At 51.0% G+C, this 15933-nt stretch carries 8 protein-coding genes and 1 pseudogene; 6 read left to right on the forward strand and 3 right to left on the reverse strand.

Annotated elements, in window-relative coordinates:
• Window positions 1–71: 71 nt before the first annotated feature.
• Window positions 72–2303, forward strand: a complete 2232-nt coding sequence (locus AR688_RS06425) for a YgiQ family radical SAM protein (protein ID WP_068230666.1) — start codon at window positions 72–74, stop codon at window positions 2301–2303.
• Between the two features lie 88 nt (window positions 2304–2391).
• On the opposite strand, the pseudogene AR688_RS20595 reads toward AR688_RS06425, so the two are convergent.
• A pseudogene (locus tag AR688_RS20595) lies at window positions 2392–4062 on the reverse strand (methyl-accepting chemotaxis protein); the annotation flags it as partial.
• 103 nt (window positions 4063–4165) lie between these two features.
• On the opposite strand from AR688_RS20595, the gene thpR reads away from it, so the two are divergent.
• Window positions 4166–4693: an RNA 2',3'-cyclic phosphodiesterase gene (thpR, locus tag AR688_RS06435; protein WP_068230671.1), complete on the forward strand. Its 528-nt coding sequence runs from the start codon at window positions 4166–4168 to the stop codon at window positions 4691–4693.
• Here the strand turns inward: thpR and AR688_RS06440 are convergent.
• The gene (locus AR688_RS06440) at window positions 4674–5219 is read right to left on the reverse strand and encodes a GNAT family N-acetyltransferase (RefSeq protein ID WP_068230673.1); all 546 of its coding nucleotides are present in this window, start codon (window positions 5217–5219) and stop codon (window positions 4674–4676) included. The genes thpR and AR688_RS06440 overlap by 20 nt on opposite strands.
• A 202-nt stretch (window positions 5220–5421) precedes the next feature.
• Between AR688_RS06440 and AR688_RS06445 the strand changes: the two genes are divergently transcribed.
• From AR688_RS06445 to rlmC, 3 genes are all read left to right on the forward strand, one after another.
• Window positions 5422–11256 carry an MG2 domain-containing protein gene (locus AR688_RS06445; protein ID WP_068230674.1) on the forward strand — a complete coding sequence of 1945 codons (5835 nt, stop codon included), beginning with the start codon at window positions 5422–5424 and terminating at the stop codon, window positions 11254–11256.
• Window positions 11257–11319: 63 nt separating this feature from the next.
• On the forward strand, window positions 11320–13608 hold the full coding sequence (pbpC, locus tag AR688_RS06450; protein WP_231731978.1) for a penicillin-binding protein 1C: 2289 nt from the start codon (window positions 11320–11322) through the stop codon (window positions 13606–13608).
• A gap of 63 nt (window positions 13609–13671) precedes the next feature.
• Window positions 13672–14817 carry a 23S rRNA (uracil(747)-C(5))-methyltransferase RlmC gene (rlmC, locus tag AR688_RS06455; protein ID WP_068230676.1) on the forward strand — a complete coding sequence of 382 codons (1146 nt, stop codon included), beginning with the start codon at window positions 13672–13674 and terminating at the stop codon, window positions 14815–14817.
• Here the strand turns inward: rlmC and AR688_RS06460 are convergent.
• Window positions 14814–15125, reverse strand: coding sequence for a hypothetical protein (locus AR688_RS06460; protein ID WP_068230679.1), 312 nt, complete (start codon window positions 15123–15125; stop codon window positions 14814–14816). The genes rlmC and AR688_RS06460 overlap by 4 nt on opposite strands.
• A 139-nt stretch (window positions 15126–15264) precedes the next feature.
• On the opposite strand from AR688_RS06460, the gene imuA reads away from it, so the two are divergent.
• Window positions 15265–15933: a translesion DNA synthesis-associated protein ImuA gene (imuA, locus tag AR688_RS06465; RefSeq protein ID WP_068230682.1), complete on the forward strand. Its 669-nt coding sequence runs from the start codon at window positions 15265–15267 to the stop codon at window positions 15931–15933.

Below are 15933 nucleotides of genomic sequence, written 5' to 3' on the forward strand. Positions count from 1 at the left end.
TACACTCTGGAGCTTAATTTATGTCCACTGTTGCTACTACCGTTTCCCGCAAGTCTGCCCCTGTAGCACGCATGGCGCCTGAGCGTGATTTATTCAGCTACCCGAAATATTGGGCTGAGTGCTATGGCACGGCGCCGTTTTTACCTATGTCGCGCAAGGAAATGGATGTACTTGGCTGGGACAGCTGCGATGTTATTTTGGTAGTAGGCGATGCCTATGTCGACCACCCCAGCTTTGGTATGGCGGTAGTAGGGCGGATGTTAGAAGCCCAGGGCTATCGTGTAGGCCTGATTTGCCAGCCGGATTGGCACAGCAAAGACGACTTTATGCGCCTGGGTAAGCCAAACCTGTTTTACGGCGTGTCGGCCGGCAATATGGACTCGATGATTAACCGCTACACCGCCGATAAAAAGCTGCGCCATGACGATGCTTATACCGCCGGTGATATTGGCGGCAAACGGCCGGACCGCGCAGTTACCGTGTATACCCAACGCTGTAAAGAAGCCTATAAAGATGTGCCGGTAATTATTGGCGGTATAGAAGCCAGCCTGCGCCGTATTGCGCATTATGATTACTGGTCAGAAAAAGTGCGCCGCTCGGTAATTTTTGATGCCAAGGCCGACATTCTTATTTACGGCAATGCTGAGCGGCCTTTGGTCGAAGTGGCGCACCGCATTGCCAACGGCGTGCCAATCAGCGAAATTCAGGATGTGCGCGGCACTGCGGTTATTCGTAAAGAGCCACTGCCTGGCTGGCGCGGTGTCGATTCTACTGCTATTGATAAAATCGGCAAAATAGACCCTATCTCCAACCCTTACGGCGCTGATGATGTTGGCTGCAGCAGTTATTCGGAATATGCCAAAGCCGGTATCGATTTAACTAAGCCAGCTGAAGTGGAAGCCAAGCCAATTTTAGTACAGCCGCCACGGCAAAAACCGTGGGAGCAAACCTACGTTAAGCTGCCGGCGTTTGAGCAGGTCAGCGTGAATAAGCCGCTGTATGCTCATGCCTCGCGCATTTTGCACCAGGAAACTAACCCGGGTTGTGCCCGTGCGATAATGCAGCGCCATGGCGATCGGCATATTTGGGTAAACCCACCGGCATTTCCGCTTAGTACTGAAGAGATGGATTTAGTCTTTGGCTTGCCATATCAGCGCGTGCCGCATCCGGTATATGGCAAGGAAAAAATTCCGGCCTACGAGATGATTAAAACCTCGGTGAATATTATGCGCGGCTGCTTTGGTGGCTGCTCGTTCTGCTCTATTACCGAGCATGAAGGCCGCATTATTCAAAGCCGCTCGAAAGAGTCGATTATGCAGGAGATCAAGGATATTCGCGATAAAGTACCGGGTTTTACCGGCGTGATATCCGATCTTGGCGGCCCAACGGCCAATATGTACCGCTTAAACTGTAAAAACCCCAAAGCCGAGCAAACTTGCCGTAGGCCCAGCTGCGTGTACCCGACCATCTGCGAGCATATGGACACCGATCAAAGCCCGACGGTAGAGCTGTACCGCGAAGCGCGCAATTTGCCCGGTATTAAAAAGGTGCTGGTCGCCTCCGGCGTGCGTTACGACTTAGCGGTGGAAGATCCGAACTACGTACGCGAGCTGGTGCAGCACCATGTTGGCGGTTATTTAAAAATCGCGCCGGAGCATACCGAAAGCGGCCCTTTGTCGAAGATGATGAAGCCGGGCATGGGTGCCTATGACAAGTTTAAAGAAATGTTCGACCGCTTTAGTAAAGAAGCCGGTAAAGAGCAGTTTTTAATTCCGTACTTTATTGCTGCCCACCCGGGCACCACCGATATGGATATGGTTAACCTGGCGCTATGGTTAAAAGAGCGTGAATTTAAACTGGACCAGGTACAGAACTTTTACCCCAGCCCAATGGCGAACGCGACCACCATTTACCACACGGAAATGAACTCGCTGAAAAACATCAACAAAGCCAATGACGAAGTGGTGGCGGTGCCCAAAGGCGAGCGCCAGCGCCGCTTACATAAAGCCATACTGCGCTACCATGACCCCAAAGGCTGGCCGCAAATTCGTGAAGCCTTAATTAAAATGGGCTTAAAGCACTTAATTGGCCGCAGCAAAGGCTGTTTAGTGCCGGAAGAGGGCAAAGACGAGCAGTTTAAAAAGCCACAAAAAGGGGGCCAACCGGCGCTTAGTCGCCATACCGGTTTAAACCCGGCGGCTAAGGCGATTGCGAAACAGGGCAAAAAGCCATTTAGTAAACCGGTCACCGGAGCAAATAAACCGATACCCAAAGCCAAAAAAGCAGTAACTAAACAACACTAAGTTGCTAGTTACTTTTGCTGTTTAGCGTATTAAGGGTATTGGCTAAATCTTGCAGCAGGGTTTGGTTCTTACTAACTACAGTGTTAATTTCACTGGCTGATGAACTGGCTTTAGATGCCAGGTTTCTTACCTCGTCGGCCACGACAGAAAAGCCACGGCCGGCCTCACCGGCACGGGCTGCTTCTATCGCCGCATTTAAGGCCAGTAAATTGGTTTGGTCTGCAATGGCGTTAATGGTGGATACGATTTGGTTAATACTGGCACCGGATTTAACCAGTTCAGCCATTACTCGGTCTGATTGCTGTACTACTTGCAGCCGTTCACTGATATCGGTACCGTAAAGTATTACTTTGGAAAAAGTATTGTAGGGATCTTTTACTGCACTATAAGTACAACCGATCCAGATTTCCTTCTGCTGCACATTAAAACATTGCTCTTTACTGATGCTGTTACCCTGCAACAAGGCTTTCTGCTGGGCCTCAGATAAATATTCTTGCCAACCGCGTATTGTCGCCCGAAATTGCGTTAAAGACAGGCCGGGAATTTTATTAGGATAATCATTTACTTCAGTTACTTTGCCAGCCATATCCCATTCAACAAGTAATTGTGATTGTCCGATGGTGTTAAGTCGGGTTTCCGATTCCATCGCTGCGGTTTTTACGCTGGTAATATCAGCCAAAATAGCGATATAACCGGTATGCTTGCCATCTTTACTAATTACCGGGTTACTGGTTACTGAAATCCACAGGCTTGAGCCATTTTTACAGTGAATTTCAATTTCGTCATAGAATGCATTGGGTGCTTCAAGCTCTGCTTCCATTCTTCTATAGGTGTCGGCATTGGTGCGGGACCCTATCAGAAATTCTTTGGCTTTATGGCCAAATACTTCGGTAGCGTTAAACCCTGTCATACGCTCGAAACCACGGTTAACGTATTGAATATGCCTATCGCTGTTGGAAATGAGCACGGCATTGTCTGTTTCGTTGGCTACCAGCGACAATAGCTGAAACTCGTTACGTTGTTTAATTTCCTGCGTAATGTCGCTGGCAAACTTAACAATTTGTATAACCTTGCCGTCGGGAGATTTTATCGGGTTGTAGGTGGCATGGATCCACACTTCTTTACTATTTTTACCATAACGGCGGTACTCTGCGGTTTGATAACTCCCTTCACGCAGCTTCTGCCAAAACTTTTGATACGTAGGGCTGTTTACCTCATCCGCAGAGACAAAAATTTTATGGTGTTTACCGCGGATCTCAGCCAGAGAATAGCCCATTAGCTGCAGAAAGTTATCATTGGCATCATCAATAATGCCGTCGGTATTAAAAGCAATAACAGCTTGCGCCCGGTGTATGGCCTGAATTTGTGATTCTAGTTTGGATCGGGCCATAACCTGCTGGGTAATATCGGAGGCAAATTTAATAATCCTTTCTACTTTGCCACGCCGCAATATAGGCGTATAAGATGCCTGGATCCATACTGTACCGCCGCTTTTAGTGCGGCGTTTAAACTCTGCTGTTTGTGCTATACCATTGCGTAATTGTTGCCAGAACTGTTTATATTGTGTACTTTGGCTGTCCTGCGGTTCTAAAAACATGCTGTGATGCTTCCCGGTTACTTCCGATAAACTGTATTCCATCAGTTGTAAGAAATTAGCATTGGCTGTTTTAATCTGACCATCAAGATCAAATTGTATTACAGCCTGAGTACTGTTAATGGCAGATATAATATCGTCAGCAGCAGAATTTATTCCGAACATAGCAACACCTCTGTATTCTGGTCTTTGAATGTAGGCTAGCAATGGTAGCTATTCAATATATTAAGTCGCTTTTTGTTTACGTACGAGTTACAGGGGGAGAGCAGTGTCAAAAAGGTTATTTTTCAGCCTTAAATTTTCCGCCGCGCAGCAACAAGAGTTGCTGCCGTATCAGCAGCAGGCGCTGAGTGTGTGCCCTGGTGCTAAGGCTGTAGATAATGACAATCTGCATTTAACGCTGTTTTTCTTAGGCCAGGTGGATAGCGCCCAGCAACAGCAGCTGGTTACAGCGGCACAGCAAATTAATGTATCGGCCTTTAGCCTGACGCTGGATCATCTGGCTTGTTTTGCCAAACCGAAAATTCTTTATCTGGCGCCTTCGGTAATACCCGATGCACTGTGGCAGTTACAACAGCAGGTAGCGGCGTTGTGTAAAGCAGAAGGCTTTAGCGATAGCCACGATAACTACCGGCCACATATTACACTGGCGCGGCATGCCGTTTGTGATGCGGAATTTAAGCAGCCGGTAGCGCCGTTAACTCTGCAAGTCAGTGAGTTTGCGCTGTATCAGTCGGCTCAGGTTGAGCGTCGCCTGCAATACCTGTCGCTGAAGGTTATTCCGCTGCGGGCGTAGCAGGTTCGTTGCTGTGGTAGGTGTAAATCAGATCGTCATACAACATGTTATTAATGCTATAAGCTTGTTCAATGCGTTTACTCAGCACGAAACCACATTTTTCCAACACACGACAAGAGCCTGCATTACCCTCTGTTACTGTTGCCTGTAACTGAGCGATACCTAATGATAAAGCAAACTTTTTTGCTGCTAATAAGGCTTCTGTGGCATAGCCTTTACCGAAGTGTTCAGGTAAGAACATATAGCCAAATTCAGCATTGCTATGTTTAGCATCAGTGATAATAAATGCCATAGTTCCCAGCGGAGTGCCACTTTCTATACAGCAAACAACCATGCATAACCATTGCCTGGGTCTTGCTTGCCAAGCGGGCAATAAAACCCGGAATTTGGCAGCGATCTCTTCTATTGAAGGCTCATCAAATACATAACGGATAATAACTTGTTCCTGATGCAACCGGACAAATAATGGCCAGTCTGCAGCGGTAATTTGGCGTAAACGCAGTCGTGGAGTAAGAAATTCAAGCATTGATGCTCCTGCATACCAGGGAAACTATATCGCTACTTTATACCAGCAGCTGTTGTCAGGTCTAGCAGTTAAGTATCTGAAAGTTTACAATATTAACTATATGTTTCGCTACAAACTGCTATAGTTCATCATTGATTAATTTATGCGGCTTATACTCGGCCCACACACCCGAACAACGATACCCCGTTAACAAGGATTGGTTATGCCTGCCTCAGCGTCATTTTTACGTAAAATTTTCGGCTCGGTAAACTGGACGGCACCAGATTGGTTACACCGGCTTTGCCATAATGTAAAACAACGCCCAGCCAGGTTCTGGGGGGCGGTGGTGGCGGTATTAGTGCTTATTTCCGTGGCCGTTGGCGGTTATTACTACTATCAGCAATTACCTAAACCGCTAAAAGTGAAGGCCACTGTGCAAAGCCCGGAATTGGGGCATTATCAGGACAACGTTGAGCAGCCTACCGTACTGCGCGTGCAGTTTAGCTATGATATGAGCGATCAGGCCGGGCGGATTGCACCGGTACCGCAGCTTTCAGCCGCGCGGCTGGATTTAATTGGTGAAGAATTAAGCGAAGGTGTCAGTTTAAACCCGGCCATACCGGGCAAATGGCTGTGGCTTGACGACAACACCTTAACCTTTACGCCACAACAGGCCTGGCCCGCCGGGCAACGTTACCAGCTTAAGCTTGATAAAAGTATTTTTGCAGCTGGTACCTTACTGGCAGAACAACAATACAGTTTTGATACTGTGCCACTTACCGGTGCTATTAACCGCTTACGTTTTTATCAGCACCCCACCGAGCAAGCCACCCGGCAAATAGTCGCTACGTTAAATTTCAGCCACCCGGTAGATATCGATAGCGTGCAAAGCCAGCTGTCAATGACCATGCGCCCCGATGGCGGTGATGTACGCAGCAAAGGTCGGCCACTGGATTTTACGCTGAGTGCCGATAAAACCGGCCGTGAGCTCTATCTGCAATCGGCAGCGTTAACGCTACCCGAGCGGGAGCAATATTTAACTGTGCTATTAAAAGCCGGGGTAAAAGCACAAAACGGCAGTGGCAAAACCAGCCGGGAAAACAGCCAACAGCTTTTAGTGCCGGATAAAACCAGCTTTTTAAAAGTAGAAGAGCTGCGCACTGACATTATCCGGGGCTCTGAGCAACAGCTCGAGCAAGAACCAGAGCAAATGCTGCTGTTAAGTTTTACTGATCGCATCAGTCGCACCGAGCTGCAAAACAAACTGAAACTGTATGTATTGCCAAAACACCCACAACGTAATTCTAACTATTGGGCGCCGGGCGAAGTAAGTAGCAGCGTATTACAACAAGCCAGCCTGCACAGCTTTGAGCTGATGCCGACACCAGAGCCGCACGACAGTGCTTTTAGCATTAAGCTGGATGTGCCACCGGGCCAAAGCCTGTTTGTTAGTGTGCCTAAAGGCTTGCAATCGACCAGCGATTTTACCCTGGCCAGTGAGTACCGCGCTGTGGTGCAGGCGCCACAGTATCCGAAAGAAGCGCGGATAGTGGGTGAAGGCGCCATGCTAAAGCTAAGCGGCGAGCAAACCTTACAGTTGCTTAGCCGTGGTGTTAAAGGCGTGCGGGTAAAATTGCATAAATTGTTGCCGGGCGAGCTAAACCACTTTATCAGCCAGACTGGCGGCGATATCAGCCAGCCATATTTTTACAACTATAACTTCGATGAAAGCAATATCAGCAGCAGCTACGAGAAAACCTTTACCCTGGCCAACAGCCATGCCAAGCAGGCTAATTACCTGTCGTTAGCGTTAAAACCGTATCTGGCTGAAGCGGGCATGGGGGTGTTTTTTATTCAGTTAACTGAATTTGATCCGGCCCGGCCGAAAAGCGAAGGCCAGCAACTGGATAAACGGGTGGTGCTGGTAACCGATTTAGGCTTACTGGTAAAACACAATAGCGATAGCAGCCAGCAGGTATTTGTCATGTCGGTGGCCGATGGCAAACCGGTAGCCGGGGCTAAAGTAGAGCTGCTGGGCAAAAATGGTGTCGCGGTGTTAAGCGGCACCACCAACGCTCAGGGCAGCGTAAACTTAGACAAAACCAGCGGTTTTGTGCGCGAGCGCCAGCCGGTGGTATATCTGGTTAGCCGCAGCAGTAATGGCGTAACGGATAGCAGCTTTATTCCGTACGATCGCTATAGCCGCCAGCTGGATTATTCTAAATTTAATACCAGTGGCCGTTACCAGGATGAAAACAGCGCTAAAGCATTAAGTGCTTATATGTTTAGCGACCGGGGTATTTACCGGCCCGGTGAGCAAGTGCAACTGGCTGCCATTATCCGCCATAACGATTTGTCGCTGGCCGAGCAAAAGCTGCCGTTAAAAATACAGGTGCAGGGGCCGCGTGGCAGTACTTTCTGGCAGCAAAACTTCAGCTTAAGTGGCCGTGGTATGCACACCTTTAGCCTGGACACCCAGCCACATAGTGACACCGGTAATTATAATGCCAACATCAGCCTGCTCGACAGCAAGGGCAATACCGAGCGGCACTTAGGCTCGGTTAGCTTTGTAGTGGAAGAATTTCAGCCCGATACGCTGAAAATCAGCAGCAGTTTTAACCAGCAGGGCAAAGGCTGGTTGTCGCCACAGAATTTAGTGGCGCAGGTGCAACTGGATAACTTGTTTGGCACCCCGGCACAGCAGCGCCGGGTAACCGCCAGGTTTGAACTGATCCCGGCAGGTTTTAGCTTTAGTGAATATAAAGATTATCGCTTTATTGCCCCGCAGGAACAGCAACTTAACAACAACAGTGTACGGCAGAACCTGGACGAGCAACAAACCGATGCCGACGGTAAAGCCAGTTTTATGCTGCCGCTTGAGCAATACAGCGGCGGTACTTACCGGCTGGTGTTAACGACCGAAGGCTTTGATGGCGGTGGTGGCAAAAGTGTGCAAAACCGGCGCAGCGCGCTGGTATCGCCGTTAAACGAGCTGATAGGGGTAAAAAGCGATGGCGAGCTGAGCTACCTGAAAAGACAGCAAAGCCGTAGTTTGCAGTTTATTGCCATTAACAACAGCTTAGCGCAGATAGCGCTGAATGAATTAACGCTGAAACTGGTAGAAAAACGGCCATTATCGAGCTTAGTTAAACAAAACGATGGCACCTACCAGTATCAGAGCATAGTGCAGGAGCTAACAGTAAGCGAAACGCCATTTAGTATCGCCACAGAGGGTACTGAATATCAGTTGCCAACTGACACGGCCGGTGATTTTGAGCTGCAACTGCTAAAAGGCGAACAGCTACTGGGTAAAGTGGCGTTTAGCGTAATAGGCGCCGGTAATATCAGCGCTATGCTGGAGAAAAATGCTGCACTTAACGTGCGGCTGGATAAAGCTGATTATAAAGCCGGTGAGCGCATTGAACTGAATATCACGGCACCTTATACCGGCAGTGGCTTAATCAGCATTGAAAGCGATAAAGTGCATGCATTTAGCTGGTTTACCGCCGATACCACCAGCAGCATTCAGCATATAGTGCTGCCAGAGGGCATTGAAGGTAATGCTTATATTAACGTCAGCTTTGTCCGTGGCGCCGATTCCGATGCACTTTTTGTCAGCCCGCTAAGTTACGCCGTGGTACCGTTTAATATTGACCGCAGCAAGCGCGAGCTGAATATTAGCCTGGTAGCACCGGAAGAAGTACGCCCCGGTAAAGCCTTTACGCTGGGCTATAAAACCGACCGCCCGGCCGACTTACTGCTGTATGGCGTGGATCAGGGTATTTTGCAGGTGGCTGCTTACGAATTGCCCGATCCGTTATCGCATTACCTGCAAAAGCGCGCCTTGCAGGTGCGCAGTATGCAAATGCTCGATTTAATCCTGCCGGAATTTAGCGCGCTTAAACGCCAGCTAGCAGGTGTAGGCGGTGACAGCGCACGCCGTGCTATGGCAGCAGCAATGCTGGACAGCAACTTAAACCCCTTTGCCCGCAGGGCCGAGCAGCCGGGCGTATTCTGGCTGGGCGTGGTAAAAGCAGGTACTGAACTGGCTACCCAGCAGGTAACAGTACCGGCCAGCTTTAGCGGCAACTTAAAACTGATGGCGGTAGCGGTAAGCGATGAAGCACTGTCTGCGGTCAGCCAGGATTTACGTGTGCGCGGCCCCTTTGTGTTAACCCCGGATGTACTTACCAGTGCAGCTCCCGGCGATGAGTTTGATATCAGCGTGTCGGTAGCGAATGGCGTAAAAGGCTCGGGCCCGGATGCCGCCATTAACGTGCAGCTTACTTTACCTGATAGCCTTATTGCCGTGGGCGCAACCGAGCAACTGCTTAGCATTAGCGAAAATAGCGAGCAAAGTGCGCGTTTTCGCTTAAAAGCCGGTGATGTGCCAGGCGAGGCCAGCTTAAGCTTTAGCGCGACCTATCAGCAGGGCGAGCTAACCGAGCAGGCCAGCCGCAGTATCAGCCTGAGTATCCGCCCGGCCAGCCATTATCACACCACGCTCCAGGCTGGTTTTGCTGATAAAGGCCCGATTACACTTAACACCCGTTATCCGCTGTATGCTGAATTCGCCCAGCAGAATGTTATTGCTTCGGCTAACCCGCTGGTGCTGGCAGAAAGCTTTACCGATTATCTTGCGCAATATCCACACGGTTGTACCGAGCAGGTAGTGTCGCAGGTGTTCCCGTGGGTGGGGTTAGTGCAGCAACCGTCGTACCAGGCGCAGTGGCCGATGCTGAACGAAAAATTTGCCGTGCTGATCCAGAAGCTGGCTGAGCGCCAGCAAAGCGATGGCGGTTTTAGCTTCTGGCCCGGCGGTTACAGCAGTGCTGACTTCCCCAGTATTTATGTCATGCATTTCCTGTTAGCCGCACGCGAGCAAGGCCTGGCTGTGCCGGATTACCTGTACAGCCAGGGGCTGGAGTATTTGCGTAATGTCGCGCGACAAAGCGGGGCCAATTTGTATCAGGCCCGCCTGCGCGCCAATGCAATTTACCTGTTAACCCGCAGCGGCGAAGTGACAACCAACTATTTGGTTGAACTGCACGAGCGGCTGGAAAAACAGCATAAACAAGCCTGGCAGGCTGATATTACCGCTATTTATATTGCCGCCAGTTATCAGTTGTTGCAAAAGCCAGAGCTGGCACGCGGTTTGTTATCCGGTTACCGTTTAGGTAAAACCTCAGCGCTGCAAAGCGGTTATCTGGCGCGTATTGCCACACCGCTGCCGCCTTTTGCTAATCCGGCGTTTCAGTCGCAGCTAAGCCTGGATGCGCAGTACGTGTACTTATTGTCCAGCCATTTTGCTGAGCAGGCCAAAGCGCTGGATGGCAAAGCCATTTTACAGTTATTGCAGCCGGTGTTTAAAGGCGATTACAACACCATTGCCTCGGCCTATACGGTGCTGGCGTTGTCAGCCTATGGCCAGTTGCAAACGGAAGCAGCCGCCACGCCACCACAGTTTTATCAGCTGGATGGCAAAGGCGCGCGCAGCGCGTTAACACCGGCGGATAACCAAAGTGCTATACCGCGTGCCGCTTTTACCACGGCAGCAGAGCAAATACTGATAGAGAGCCAGCAGCAGCTGTTTTATGCGCTAAGCGAAGCTGGTTTTGCTAAAACAGCGCCTGCTAAAGCCGTAGCGCAGCAGTTGGAGGTAGTGCGCGATTATCTTGATGCCGAGGGCAAAGTGGTGAACACTGCCAAACAAGGTGATGAGCTTACCGTGCGCCTGCGCCTGCGCAGTTTAACTGACGGCTGGCACAGCAATGTGGCGGTAGTCGATTTACTGCCGGCCGGTTTTGCTGTGGTGCGCAGCTCAGTACCACGCCAAAGTGGGCCCTGGCGCGCCGACTATGTCGATATCCGTGAGGACCGCGTGGTGTACTACGCCGGTTTTGGCCCGCAAATGACCGAGCTGCGGTATCAGGTAAAAGTAACCGCCGCCGGTGATTTTGTGCTGCCAACGGTGTCGGCGCAATCAATGTACGATTTATCGGTGTATGCCAGCACAGCGGCCGGGCGCTTTGTGGTAACCGCAACTGCTGTAAATTAACACCTTGCCGGGGCTATAGTGCAACACGGGATGTTAAAAAAGCGGCTGAGCAGGGTGCTGGCAGTGGCAGCGGTTATATTATTGCTACCGGCATTAGTGCTGCTGTTATCGCCAAAGCCAGCGCTTTATAGCCAGTACCTGCAAAGCAGTGCTTATTTTGCCGCCAATGGCGACTTATTAAGCCTGCGGCTGGCAGCCGATCAGCGCTACCGGCTGCGGCTGCCATTAGCCGATATTGCCCCGGCGCTACAGCAAGCTACATTGTTGTATGAAGACCGGCAGTTCTATAACCATTTTGGCGTTGATATCAGCGCGGTTGGCCGTGCGTTCTGGCAAGGAGTGGTTAAAGGTGGCCGGCGTCAGGGCGCATCAACCCTAAGTATGCAACTGGCGCGGCTGCGCTTTAATCTGAATACCAGCAGCTTTAGCGGCAAGTTGCAGCAACTGGCGTATGCGCTTTATCTGGAGCGGCATTTTAACAAAGACGAGATTTTAGAAGCCTACTTTAACTACGCGCCTTATGGCGGCAATATTGAAGGTGTAGCCGCCGCCAGCCTGATTTACTTTGGCAAAGAAGCGCAGCGGCTAACGCTGGGTGAAGCTTTAGCGCTAAGTGTTATTCCGCAAAACCCGAACCAGCGCAGCCCGCTAAGTACAAAAGGCGAGCAGCAATTAGAACTGGCGCGCCAGCGCTTAGCCGCACTGTGGCTGCAATATTATCCCTCTGCTGAGCCAGGCGCAGCACAGCGTTTAAGTTTACCGCTGAAGTTTTACCAGCGTGCCGATTTAGCCTACGCTGCGCCGCATTTTATTAATCAGCTACACGCTCAGGGGCAGACACAGGGCCGCTTTTACACCAGCCTGCAACCACATTTACAGCAGCGTATGCAGCAACTGGTAACCGCGTATTTACGCCGTAACGCCGATAAAGGCTTTAGTAACGCCAGTGTCTTGCTGGTAAAACGCAGCACCATGCAGGTGCAGGCCTGGATTGGCTCGGCCGATTTTTATAATGCGGCGATCTCTGGTCAGGTTGATGGGGTGACGGCGCTACGCTCACCGGGCTCAGCGCTAAAGCCGTTTGTTTATGCACTGGCGCTGCAGCAGGGTGTTATTCATCCGCAAAGCCTGCTAACCGATTTACCGCGCCGTTATGGCAGCTTTAACCCGGAAAACTTCGACCGGCAGTTTGTCGGCCCGGTTAATGCCACTGAAGCGCTGATTAACAGCCGTAATGTTCCGGCCGTGCAGTTACAGGCCAGTTTAACCAAACCAGATTTTTACCACTGGCTAAAACAGGCGCAGGTGCCATTAACCCATAACGCCGAGCATTACGGCCTGGCACTGGTGCTGGGTGGTATGGAGCTGAGCATGCAGCAACTGGTGCAGCTGTATGCCATGCTGGGCAATGGCGGTAACTGGCAAGCATTGCAGTGGCAGGCTGAGCCCGCAGTGGCGGCACCCCAACCGCTGTTAAGCGCAGAAGCGGCGTTTTTAACGCTGGACATGTTACGCCAGCATGCCAAACCGCAGGCCGGTTTACTTAGCGAACTGACAGATAGCACGCCGGTAGCATGGAAAACCGGTACCTCTTATGCGTTTCGTGATGCCTGGTCCATTGCGCTTAGCGGTGATTATGTGCTGGCGGTATGGCTGGGCAATTTTGATGGCAGCAGCAACCCTAATCTGGTGGGGCGCACTGCGGCCGGCCCGTTGTTATTTGAACTGCTGGCGCTGTTGCCGCGTGATAGACAAGCGGAGCACAGTTTGTTTACCGCCGGCAGTAAGCTAAACCTTAAGCAAGTGGCATTGTGCAGCCGCAGTGGTGAGCTGCCAAATAAATACTGCCCGCAAACCCGGTCTGGCTGGTTTATTCCTGGCGTATCACCAATTAAAGTATCCGATGTGCACCGCGCCGTGCCAGTGTATACCGACACCGGGCTGCGTGCCTGTAACCACCAACCACCACAAACAGCGCTGAAAGTATTTGAATTCTGGCCATCGGATATTGCCCGCGCTTATCAGCTGTCCGGTATTGTATTAACCCCGCCGCCGGCTTATCAACAGGCCTGCACCGGCCTGCCACAGTCATCGCAACAAGCACCGCAAATCCGCTCACCGCAGCAGGCGTTAACTTATCAGTTAGGTAAAACAGCTGAGCAGCAAAAAATTGCGCTGCAAGCCAGCTTTGATGGCGCAGTAACCAAGGCGCACTGGTTTATTGACAGCCGCTATCTAGGCTCGGTAACGCCGGGTGAAACCTTATTCTGGCAAGGCGAAGCGGGGGAGTTTCAATTGCGTGTGGTCGATGATTTGGGTGGCGTGGCCAGCCTGCGTTTACGTGTGCAGTAGCGGGTGCTTCTAGCGGCAGTCTGCGCTAGAATGGCGCCGATTTTTCACTGCCGCGGATAACCCATGCATTGTGTTCATTTTGCAGCTAAGCGCTGTCAGTCTTGCCATTGGCTGGATAAACCCTATCCGGCGCAACTGGCATTAAAGCAGCAGCAGTTAACTGACTTACTGGCTGACTTTAAACCGGCACAGCTGCTTGAGCCGGTGGCATCGGCTGAGCAGGGCTTTCGTTATAAAGCCAAAATGGTGGCGCTGGGTACGGCAGAGCAGCCAGTGCTGGGCATTGTGAATGCTCAGGGCGAAACGGTTGATTTAGCTGATTGCCCGCTGTATCCGCCGGCGTTTGCGCCAGCCTTTGCGCTGTGTAAAGCTTTTATCCAACGCGCAAAGTTAACCCCCTACGATATTGGTGCACGCCGTGGTGAGCTGAAATTTATTCTGCTTAGCCAAAGCCTGCACAGCGGCCGTTTTATGCTGCGTTTTGTGCTGCGCTCAAAAAATTGTCTGGCATCAATTAAAAAACATCTGCCCTGGCTATTGGCGCAGTGGCCAGAGCTTGAAGTGTGCTCGGTTAACCTGCAACCCAAGCCTGCGGCGCTGCTGGAGGGGGAGGAAGAAATTATCCTCACCGAGCAGATGCTGTTGGCCGAGCAGTTAAACCAGGTGCCGCTGTATTTAACCCCGCAAAGCTTTTTTCAAACCCAGCCGGTGATGGCTGCAGCGTTGTACCAAACAGCCGCAGATTGGGCTGCACAACTGCAACAGCAGCAGGGCGAATTTAAGCAGATCTGGGATCTGTTCTGTGGCGTGGGCGGCTTTGGTCTGCATGTCGTGACAGCAGCGCAACAGCTAAACGGGATTGAAATAGCAGAAAAAGCTATTGCCAGCGCACAGCGCTCAGCTAATGAACTGGGTTTAACCCAGGTGCGGTTTCAGGCGCTGGATTCTGCTGCTTTTGCAAAAGCGGCAGCACAGGCACCGGATTTACTGGTGGTTAACCCGCCACGGCGGGGGTTGGGCGAAGCACTGTGTCAGGATATACAGCGCTTAGCGCCACACTGGCTGATTTACTCCAGTTGTAATGCCCAGACGCTGGCGCAAGACCTTACGGCATTGCCAGACTATAAGCTTTTAAAAGTACAACTGTTTGATATGTTTGCCCACAGCAACCATTATGAAGTGCTGACATTGCTGGTTAAACATGCTTAACGTTTGCCGTCAAGAATACGGACAATTTCACGGCTGTGTTCAAACAGCTCAATAATAGTGCCTTCAATTTGTACAGTGATGATGCCATCGGTGTTCGGGCGGTTGATCACTCGTCCACGCCGGTAATATTCTTCTGCCAGCAACTGGCCGGGTGCCAGTTTTTTCTGCCAGCCTGGTGGCAGTGGCTGGCCCTTATCCAGCTTCTTTGCCAGGCCTGGTGGCAAGCCTTTATCCTGATCCGGCTTGGCATGCGCTAGCTGGCTAAACAGTAATGCGGCGCTGCACAAAACAAAAATGGCTGTTTTCATGTTAACTACCTCGTTATTTGCTTGCTGCCTTTGTAACAGGCCCGGCTTAATGCCAGCTTAACTAGCCGCTGCTTTGGCAGTGCTTGCTTCCTGCTTTTGATAATATATACTGTATTTAAATACAGTGTTTGGGTGGCTTATGTCAGCGTTATTAGAACAATTAACCCGTCGCCAGTTGCTGTGGCAGGGCAATAGCCAGCACACTGCCTATCAGGCGGTGTCGTCTGGTTATGCAGAGTTAGATCAGCAATTGGCCGGTGGCTTTCCGGCCAGTGGCTTAATTGATATTCAAACCGGGCAGGGCATTGGTGAGCTGCGTTTGCTGTTACCGTATTTGCAGCAACAACAAAGCAGTGGCCGCTTGTTAGTGCTTATTTCGCCTCCGGCTGAGCCCTGCGCCGATATGCTGTGTGCTGCCGGTATAGTGTTGTCACAGTTAGTAATTGTTACACCAAAAACCAGTAAAGATGCATTGTGGGCAGCAGAGCAGTGCCTGCAAAGCGGCTGCTGTGCTTCGGTATTGCTGTGGCAGGTACCGCTGAAACTGGCACAGGCCAGGCGGTTGCAACTGGCGGCCGAGCAGGGTGCTGCCAGTGTGATATTAATACGCCGGCCAATGGACGGGCTAAGTTTACCGGTAAATTTAAGCGTTAAACTGCAACCGCACCGCCAGGGCGTACTGCTAAGTGTGCAAAAACGCAAAGGCGGCTGGCCTGCTGCGCCTTTTCTGGTAGATATGCAAAACCGCTGGCCCGGGCTGTGCTTTACCACTGAGCAACACTGGCAGGCCAGGCGTAAGGCCAGCTAG

The organism is Rheinheimera sp. EpRS3 (assembly GCF_001513785.1).
Taxonomy (GTDB): domain Bacteria; phylum Pseudomonadota; class Gammaproteobacteria; order Enterobacterales; family Alteromonadaceae; genus Alishewanella.

Bases quoted from the DNA above. Each gene is read 5' to 3' on its own strand.
- imuA (WP_068230682.1), top strand. From the start codon at position 15,265: ATGTCAGCGTTATTAGAACAATTAACCCGTCGCCAGTTGCTGTGGCAG.
- rlmC (WP_068230676.1), top strand. From the start codon at position 13,672: ATGCATTGTGTTCATTTTGCAGCTAAGCGCTGTCAGTCTTGCCATTGG.
- AR688_RS06425 (WP_068230666.1), top strand. From the start codon at position 72: ATGGCGCCTGAGCGTGATTTATTCAGCTACCCGAAATATTGGGCTGAG.
- AR688_RS06460 (WP_068230679.1), bottom strand. From the start codon at position 15,125: ATGAAAACAGCCATTTTTGTTTTGTGCAGCGCCGCATTACTGTTTAGC.
- AR688_RS06440 (WP_068230673.1), bottom strand. From the start codon at position 5,219: ATGCTTGAATTTCTTACTCCACGACTGCGTTTACGCCAAATTACCGCT.
- AR688_RS06445 (WP_068230674.1), top strand. From the start codon at position 5,422: ATGCCTGCCTCAGCGTCATTTTTACGTAAAATTTTCGGCTCGGTAAAC.